Source organism: Amycolatopsis sp. NPDC059027 (assembly GCF_042739735.1).
Taxonomy (GTDB): Bacteria; Actinomycetota; Actinomycetes; order Mycobacteriales; family Pseudonocardiaceae; genus Amycolatopsis.
The window spans coordinates 1-7,578 of sequence record NZ_JBHYIK010000145.1 but is presented as its reverse complement, the minus strand read 5'-3'; the positions used below and the strand labels follow the sequence as shown (position 1 = coordinate 7,578).

Below are 7,578 nucleotides of genomic sequence, written 5' to 3'. Positions count from 1 at the left end.
TTCTCGGGGGCGCGCGTTTTTTTTAAAACCACCCCCCTCACCCGCGCGCCCCCTACCCCCACCCCACCCCCGCTACCTTCACTTGTAGCGTCGCGAACGACGCGTTCGCGACATGCGGCCGGGCCGCGGGTAAGCCCGTCGGCGCTCCAGCGCGAGCGAAACACGCGAATACGACATCGCGGAGCACTTCACGGGGAACGCACGTGAGTCCTGGGGTGGCAACGCGGCGGGAGAATGCCGAAGGGGCCTGGTATCGCGTGGGAGACGCGGTACCAGGCCCCTTCGGGCGTTCAAGCGGCTCAGGCGGGCGAGCCAGCCTGGTCCGACAGCATGCGCAGGGCGTTGACGAGACCGCCGACCAGGTCGCCCTCCTTGAAGGAGGCGACCATGCTGGCGACCGCGAGCTTCGCGCCCCGGTCCGGCAGCCGCAGGTAGGCGTGCGTGCCGGTGACGATCTCGATGAGCCGCTCGGCGGGCGACACCGCGATCAGGACGGCGTTGGCCGGGTCGGACGTGCCCGAGTGGAGCTTCTCCGCGCCCGCGCGGCTGTCCTCGCCGAGCTCGCCGAGGTAGATGCTGAAGTCGAGGCCGGTCTCCCGGCTGGCGAAGGTCAGCGCCTCGTCGAGCCGGGCCAGCTGCTTGGTCGTGAATGGGCCTTTCGGAGCAGCCGGTTCGTACATCTTGGCTGCCGAAAGGCGCCCACTGGAGGTAATGGCCTCCCCGTAGGCGAGTTCTCGCTCGGCGACGCCGGCGCTGTGCGCGTGCGTCAGTTCACCAGCTGCCACGAGCGCCTCCCGCAGCGGTCGGGGCGCCGTCGGCGGGCGCCGCGTTGTCCGCACCGGCGTGCCGGTGCCCGGAGCCGACCCCGTCGGGGTTGGCGCTCCACCACATGGCCGGGTACTCCCACGGCTGCCCCGGCCGGTACCGGGGGGTACCGGCGAACTTGGTCCGCAGGGTGGCCAGGCCGACCACTCCGTAGATGGCCAAGGGGATCACCGCGAAGACCAGGATCGTCTCGACAAGGTTCACGCCGGTGAGCGTATCGGATGGCCATCCCGGCCACCCGCTCACCGCGCCCGTGATGAGACCGACCGCTCACCGCCTCGGGGACGCCGTCCGCCGCTTGCCGTGCCAGGACTGGAACGTTGGGGCGAAGGACGTCGGGCCGAAAGATGGCAACTCACCGTACAGGCGGCCGCACCGGGCGCGTTCGTCTTGTCGGCCCCTTGAAATCCTCGTAGCTTTTTCACCTGTACGGGCCTTGCGCCCCGCTTCCCAGCCCCCAGCAGGTAACGCACCGGTCCCAGGAGGCCACGTCATGCAGAGCGTCCAGCCCCCCGCACAGGCGATCACCGAGACCGTTTGGTCACCCAGCGACGTTGAATTCCAGCCCGGAACGCGTGTGACGTCCGGCACAAGGGTTACGCGGGGTACTCGGGTCACCCGCGGTACACGCGTCACGGCGGGCACCCGGGTGACCATGGGCACCCGCGTCACGCGAGGCACCAGGGTCACCCGCGGGACCAGGGTCACGGCGGGCACGCGCGTCACCCGTGGCACCAGGGTCACCCGCGGCACCCGGGTCACGGCCGGCACCCGCGTCACCTGCGGCACCCGTGTCACGCGGGGCACGAGGGTCACCCGTGGCACGCGCGTCACCGCGGGCACGCGCGTCACCATGGGCACCCGCGTCACCATGGGCACCCGCGTCACCATGGGCACCCGCGTCACCTGCCAGAGCGCCTACGCGCTCGCCGCCTGAGCAGCACCGCGTCACAGGTCATCGGCTCGCCCCGGCCGCCAGCAGGCAGCCGGGGCGCCGACGCGCGTGAACGATCCGCGAAGAAGGCCTACGCGGCAGACCCGAGGTAGGGCCGCCACAGCGGGTCGGCCTCCTTGGAATGGGCGAGCAGCCGCCAGTGCGGACCGTGCGGTGCCCTCGGCACCACCCGCAGCCGCCAGCCGATCTCCGACAGGAGCCGGTCGGCCTTGCGGTGGTTGCACTTGGCGCAGCAGGCCACGCAGTTCTGCCAGGTGTGGGGCCCGCCCCGGCTGCGCGGGACGACGTGGTCGATCGTCTCGGCCCGGCCTCCGCAGTAGGCGCAGCGGTACCGGTCGCGGTGCATCAGCCCGGCCCGCGTGAGCGGTACCTGGGCTCGGTAGGGTACCCGGACGTAGTTGCTCAGCCGGATCACCGAGGGCACGGGCAGCGAAACGGTCGCGGCGTGCAGTTCGACGCCCGCCGGGTCGCCGTGCACCACTTCGGCCTTGCCACACATGACGAGCACCACAGCGCGCCGCAGCGGCAACGCGGTGAGTGGCTCGAAAGTGGCGTTGAGCAGCAGAACCCGGCGGCGGCCCCAGGCCGGGGCCGCGGGTTCGCGGCCCCTACGCTGGCCGGGTGGTCTGGAGACACCCCCAGGTCGTGTCCCCGGCCCGCTCGGGGTGGTTCCGCCGGCTGCGGAAATCCCGGGACAAGCACGCAGGGCCACCTCCGGCGCCTGCCCGGCCATGGCTTGGCCGTGCGCGCCGAGGGGGATGGGTTGTCGGTCTGGCACTCGACCACCTCCACGGGGTGCAGGCATAGTCGACCACACATCCGCCCCTCAGCGCACGTGTGTTAGAAGACGTGTCACATCCGCGCGGCTCAACATCAACCCGAGGTTGGCCGGGCCGTGCCCAACGAAAGGTCGAGTTCTCCCCGTGAACCCCCTGTTCAGGGAACCGCCGGCGTGCATCAAGGACCCGAGCACGTGGTGCGGTCAGGTCTACAACGTCACGCACAACGAATGGCTCGCGGGATCCGCGGGCTGGCTTGTCACCAAACCACTGCAGATCGTGCTGGCCGTGGTGATCGCCGTCGTGGCGAACTGGATCGTCCGGCGGCTGATCAACCGGATCACGACGCTGCCCCGCGGCGGGAAGCTGCCGACGCTGCTGCGCCCGCTGCGCGAACGCGCGCCGGAGATGCTCGGCCCGGTGGTCGTCGAACGACGGCGTCAACGGGCCACGACCATCGGCTCGGTGCTGAAGTCACTCGCCGGGTTCATCATCTACGGGCTGGCCGCCCTGCAGGTGCTCAGCGTGCTGGGGTTCGACCTCGGGCCGCTCATCACGTCCGCGGGCATCGTGGGTGTCGCGCTCGGTTTCGGCGCGCAGAACCTGGTCAAGGACTTCCTGTCCGGGATGTTCATGATGATCGAGGACCAGTACGGCGTGGGTGACGTCGTCGACGTCGGCGAGGCGAGCGGCACCGTGGAGGCGGTCGGCCTGCGCGTGACGACCTTGCGTGACCTCAAGGGCACGGTCTGGTACGTCCGCAACGGTGAAGTGCAGCGGGTCGGCAACTCCAGCCAGGGCTTCGCGGTCGCGGTGGTCGACGTGCCGCTCAGCTACTCCGCCGACGTCGAGCGTGCGACGACGGTGCTGTCCGAGGCCGCGGTGGCCGTCACCGAGAGCGAAGCGCTCGCGGACAAGGTGCTGGAGCCGCCGGAGATGCTCGGTGTGGAAAGCGTCACACCGGAGGGCATCCAGTTGCGGCTGACGGTCAAGGTGCGGCCCGGGAAGCAGTGGGCGGTGCAGCGGGCGCTGCGCGCGCAACTGCTCGCAGCCCTGGAGGACGCGGGATTCGAGCCCCCACTGGGTCGATTCCTGTCCACGCCGAACAACGACAAATGAGCGGGGAGCACAATGGAGGGGTGTCAGCTGTGAGCGGTCCGGAACCGGCGAACCTCTACGAGGCGGTGGGCGGGGAACCGACCTTCCGCCGGATCGTCGCGCGGTTCTACGCCGAGGTGGCCGAGGACGAGATCCTGCGCCCGCTCTACCCGGAGGAGGACCTCGGCCCCGCCGAGGAGCGGTTCCGGCTGTTCCTGATGCAGTACTGGGGCGGCCCGCACACCTACTCCGACCGGCGCGGGCACCCCCGGCTGCGGATGCGGCACGCGCCGTTCAAGATCGGGCCGATCGAGCGGGACGCGTGGCTGCGCTGCATCAAGATCGCCGTGGACGAGGAGAACCTCGAGGAGCCGTACCGGCAGCAGCTGTGGGCTTACCTGGAAATGGCGGCGCACAGCATGATGAACAGCTTCGTGTGATGAGACCGCCGCGCGGCCGCGGCCCGCGCCAGGCCGGAACCGGCGAAGGCGGCGGAGCCTGGTGGCGTGACGCCGTCTTCTACCAGGTGTACGTGCGGTCCTTCGCCGATTCCGACGGCGACGGCGTCGGCGATCTGGAAGGCATCCGGAGCAAGCTCGGCTACCTGGAGCTGCTGGGCGTCGACGCGCTGTGGCTGACGCCGTTCTACCGCTCCCCCATGGCCGACCACGGCTACGACATCGCCGATCCCCGTGACGTCGACCCGATGTTCGGCACGCTCGGTGATTTCGACGTGCTGCTCACCGAGGCGCACAAACGCGGGATCAAGGTCACCGTCGACGTCGTGCCCAACCACACCAGCAACACGCACGCCTGGTTCAAGGCCGCCATGGCGGCGGGACCGGGCAGCCCGGAGCGGGACCGCTACGTCTTCCGCGACGGGCTCGGCCCGCGCGGGGACGAGCCGCCCAACAACTGGGTCAGCGCGTTCGGCGGACCGGCATGGACACGGGTACCGGACGGGCAGTGGTACCTGCACTTGTTCTCCCCGCAACAGCCGGACCTGAACTGGACGAACCCCGACGTGGCCGCGGACCTCGAACGGACGCTGCGGTTCTGGCTGGACCACGGCGTCGACGGCTTCCGCATCGACGTCGCGCACGGGATGGCGAAACCGCCGGGGCTGCCCGACATGGACCCGCGCGCGGGCCCGCTGATGGTGGGCGCGTCCGACGGCTACTACGATCCCCGGTTCGACAACGACCGCGTCCACGAAATCCACCAGATGATCCGGAAGGTGCTCGACCAGTACCCGGACGCGGTGTCCACCGGCGAGATCTGGGTGACCGACGAGACCCGCCTCGCCCGGTACCTGCGCCAGGACGAACTGCATCTTGCGTTCAACTTCCGTTTGGTACTCACGCATTTCGACGCCGACGCGATGCGTACCGCGATCGAACGCTCGCTGGCCGTCCCGGCCGCCGCGGGCGCGCCCGCCACGTGGACGCTGGGCAACCACGACGTCTGGCGACCGGTCAGCCGGTACGGCGGCGGTGCGCAAGGTGTCCGGCGGGCGCGGGCGATGGCGCTGGTGCAGCTCGCGTTACCCGGCGTCGTCTACCTGTACAACGGCGACGAGCTCGGACTGGCCAATGTGGACATTCCGGAGGAGGCGCTGGCCGATCCGCGCGCGAAGACCAGCGGCCCGGAGTTCGGGCGCGACGCCTCCCGCGTCCCGCTGCCATGGGAGGGGGAGCTGCCGCCGTTCGGCTTCTCCCGCAACCCGCGCACCTGGCTGCCGATGCCCGCCGAATGGGCCGGGATCACGGTGGAGAAGCAGATCGAGGACGAGCACTCGACGCTGTCGCTGTACCGGCACGCACTGGAACTGCGCAAGCGGCATCCGGCGTTCCGCGGCGGGCCGCGCGACGGGCTCGACTGGTACGGCGCTCCCGCGGGCTGTTTCGCGTTCCGCCGCCGCGAAGGCGGTTTGGTCTGTGCCCTGAACACTTCGGCGAGCCCGATCACCCTCCCGCCCGGCGAAATCCTGCTCTCCAGCGTCCCGCTGGCGGACGGGAAACTGCCGCCCGACGCGGCCGCGTGGCTGGTCTGAACCACCGGTCCCCTAGGCTGGCGGCGGCGACACGGAGGTGAGCAGGTGGATCACCACCCACTCCGGGGCAACCCCGGGGAGCAGCACGGCACGCAGGCACGGCGCCCCGCGCGAGCGCGGCACGCTCCGCGTACGAGTCCGCGCGGATGACAGGAGAAAAGGTCACCTCCGTGTCGCCACTCCCGCCCATGCCGGTGTGGCGATGGCGGGTCGCGCGCTGGACGACTTTCGACGAATGCGCGCAGGCGCTCGACCTCACCCCTGGCGAGCTGAGCTGGTTCGCCGACGCCCGGAGCTGGAACCGCCGGGCGGGCACCGCGCTGCGGCACTACCGGTACCGGTGGATGCCGACCGCCTCCGGCGGAATCCGGCTGCTGGAACAGCCGAAACCGCGGCTGGCCGAACTGCAGCGCCGGATCCGGCGGCACGTGCTCGACGCGCTGCCGGTGCACGAGGCGGCGCACGGGTTCCGGCGCGGCCGCTCGGCGATCACCTGCGCGGCACCGCACAGCGGCCGGGATCTGGTGGTACGCATGGATCTCGAGGGCTTCTTCCCCGCCGTGTCCGCACGCCGGATCCGGTCGCTGCTCGAACTCGCCGGGTATCCGCTCGCCGTCGCCGACGCGCTCGCCGGACTGCTCACCACCGCGACGCCGCCGGACGTGCTGGCCGCCGCGCCGGACGGACGCCGTGATCCGGCCAGGACCCGGCTGCTGAACAGCCTCGCCGCTACCCATCTGCCGCAGGGCGCGCCGTCCTCCCCCGCTGTCGCCAACGCGGTCACCCACCATCTCGACCGGAGGCTGGCCGGTCTCGCCCATGCGCTCGGAGCGAGCTATACGCGTTACGCGGACGACCTCGCGTTCTCCGGTGACGCCGCGCTGCCGCTGCATCGGCTGCTGCCCGGGGTCCGGCGCATCGTGCACGACGAGGGTTTCCGGCTCCGGGACGCCAAAACCTCGATCGCCGGGGCACACCAGCAACAGCGGATCGCGGGGCTGGTCGTCAACGCCGCGCCCGCCGTCGCGCGCCCCGAGTACGACGCGCTCCGCGCGCTGCTGCACAACTGCGTCCGCACCGGCCCGGAAGCCCAGAACCACGGCGGTCACCCCGATTTCCGGGCGCACCTGCTGGGCCGCATCGGCTGGGTCGGTGCCGCCAGCCCGGCCCGCGGCACGAAACTGCGAAACCTCTTCGACCGCATCTCGTGGCCGCACGATAATGAGCGCCATGAAGACCGATGATCGGCCCGCGCCACCGCTGCGCGGGAACGAACGTGAGATGCTGCGCGGCTTTCTCGACTTCCACCGCGCCACGCTCGCCATGAAGTGCGACGGGCTGTCCGATGAGGACCTGCGGCGTCAGTCGATGCCGCCGTCGACGCTGTCGCTGCTGGGCCTGGTGCGGCACATGGCCGAGGTGGAGCGGACGTGGTTCCGCCGCGTCATCAACGCCGAGGACGTCCCGTTCGTCTGGTCGGGCAAACAGGACTACCAGGAGGCGTACGACGCGACGAACGCGACGCGCTCGGAGGCGTTCGCGGCGTGGCAGGCGGAGGTCGAGCACTCCCGGCGCATCGAGCGCGAAGCCGAATCCCTCGACGTGCTCGGGCACCAGCCGCGCTGGGGCGAGGACGTCTCGTTGCGGCTGGTGATGCTGCACCTGATCCACGAGTACGCCCGGCACAACGGCCACGCCGATTTCCTGCGCGAGGGAATCGACGGGACCGTCGGCGCCTGAAGGGGACCTTGGTCTCACGGGACGAGCTGAAGGGGGGGAGGGTAGCAAGACCCCGGACCGCCACACCACAAAACCGCCCCGAACGCAAAACCCGCGCACCCGCCGGCGGGCGCGCCGCCCCACCCCCC

9 protein-coding genes are annotated in these 7,578 nt (G+C 70.8%); 6 read left to right on the top strand and 3 right to left on the bottom strand.

The window, feature by feature from the left end; genetic code table 11:
- Window positions 1-299: 299 nt before the first annotated feature.
- Window positions 300-785 carry a DUF5130 family protein gene (locus ACFWY9_RS44450; RefSeq protein ID WP_378331745.1) on the bottom strand — a complete coding sequence of 162 codons (486 nt, stop codon included), beginning with the start codon at window positions 783-785 and terminating at the stop codon, window positions 300-302.
- Window positions 772-1,029, bottom strand: coding sequence for a hypothetical protein (locus ACFWY9_RS44445; protein WP_378331744.1), 258 nt, complete (start codon window positions 1,027-1,029; stop codon window positions 772-774). The genes ACFWY9_RS44450 and ACFWY9_RS44445 overlap by 14 nt, the downstream gene beginning before the upstream one ends.
- Window positions 1,030-1,480: 451 nt before the next feature.
- Here ACFWY9_RS44445 and ACFWY9_RS44440 point away from each other — a divergent pair, with 451 nt between their 5' ends.
- The gene (locus tag ACFWY9_RS44440; protein WP_378341728.1) at window positions 1,481-1,762 is read left to right on the top strand and encodes a hypothetical protein; all 282 of its coding nucleotides are present in this window, start codon (window positions 1,481-1,483) and stop codon (window positions 1,760-1,762) included.
- Between the two features lie 88 nt (window positions 1,763-1,850).
- Here the strand turns inward: ACFWY9_RS44440 and ACFWY9_RS44435 are convergent, their stop codons facing one another.
- A complete protein-coding gene (locus ACFWY9_RS44435) occupies window positions 1,851-2,345 on the bottom strand; it encodes an HNH endonuclease (RefSeq protein WP_378331746.1) in 495 nt (164 codons plus the stop codon).
- Between the two features lie 358 nt (window positions 2,346-2,703).
- Between ACFWY9_RS44435 and ACFWY9_RS44430 the strand changes: the two genes are divergently transcribed.
- The 5 genes from ACFWY9_RS44430 to ACFWY9_RS44410 all read left to right on the top strand — a co-directional run bounded on the left by ACFWY9_RS44430 (window position 2,704) and on the right by ACFWY9_RS44410 (window position 7,450).
- Complete coding sequence (locus tag ACFWY9_RS44430) at window positions 2,704-3,678, top strand: mechanosensitive ion channel family protein (protein ID WP_378341727.1); 975 nt, start codon at window positions 2,704-2,706, stop codon at window positions 3,676-3,678.
- A 20-nt stretch (window positions 3,679-3,698) separates the two neighbouring features.
- Window positions 3,699-4,097, top strand: coding sequence for a globin (locus ACFWY9_RS44425; RefSeq protein ID WP_378331741.1), 399 nt, complete (start codon window positions 3,699-3,701; stop codon window positions 4,095-4,097).
- On the top strand, window positions 4,097-5,710 hold the full coding sequence (locus ACFWY9_RS44420) for a glycoside hydrolase family 13 protein (RefSeq protein ID WP_378341726.1): 1,614 nt from the start codon (window positions 4,097-4,099) through the stop codon (window positions 5,708-5,710). Before ACFWY9_RS44425 ends, ACFWY9_RS44420 begins: the two co-directional genes overlap by 1 nt.
- A 146-nt stretch (window positions 5,711-5,856) precedes the next feature.
- A complete protein-coding gene (locus ACFWY9_RS44415) occupies window positions 5,857-6,954 on the top strand; it encodes a reverse transcriptase family protein (RefSeq protein WP_378331739.1) in 1,098 nt (365 codons plus the stop codon).
- Window positions 6,941-7,450, top strand: coding sequence for a DinB family protein (locus ACFWY9_RS44410; protein WP_378331738.1), 510 nt, complete (start codon window positions 6,941-6,943; stop codon window positions 7,448-7,450). The genes ACFWY9_RS44415 and ACFWY9_RS44410 overlap by 14 nt, the downstream gene beginning before the upstream one ends.
- The last annotated feature ends 128 nt before the right edge of the window (window positions 7,451-7,578 follow it).

What these genes read in the sequence shown, in the direction of transcription:
- ACFWY9_RS44440 (WP_378341728.1), top strand. Translation starts at nt 1,481, where the DNA reads ATGGGCACCCGCGTCACGCGAGGCACCAGGGTCACCCGCGGGACCAGG.
- ACFWY9_RS44420 (WP_378341726.1), top strand. Translation starts at nt 4,097, where the DNA reads ATGAGACCGCCGCGCGGCCGCGGCCCGCGCCAGGCCGGAACCGGCGAA.
- ACFWY9_RS44415 (WP_378331739.1), top strand. Translation starts at nt 5,857, where the DNA reads ATGACAGGAGAAAAGGTCACCTCCGTGTCGCCACTCCCGCCCATGCCG.
- ACFWY9_RS44410 (WP_378331738.1), top strand. Translation starts at nt 6,941, where the DNA reads ATGAAGACCGATGATCGGCCCGCGCCACCGCTGCGCGGGAACGAACGT.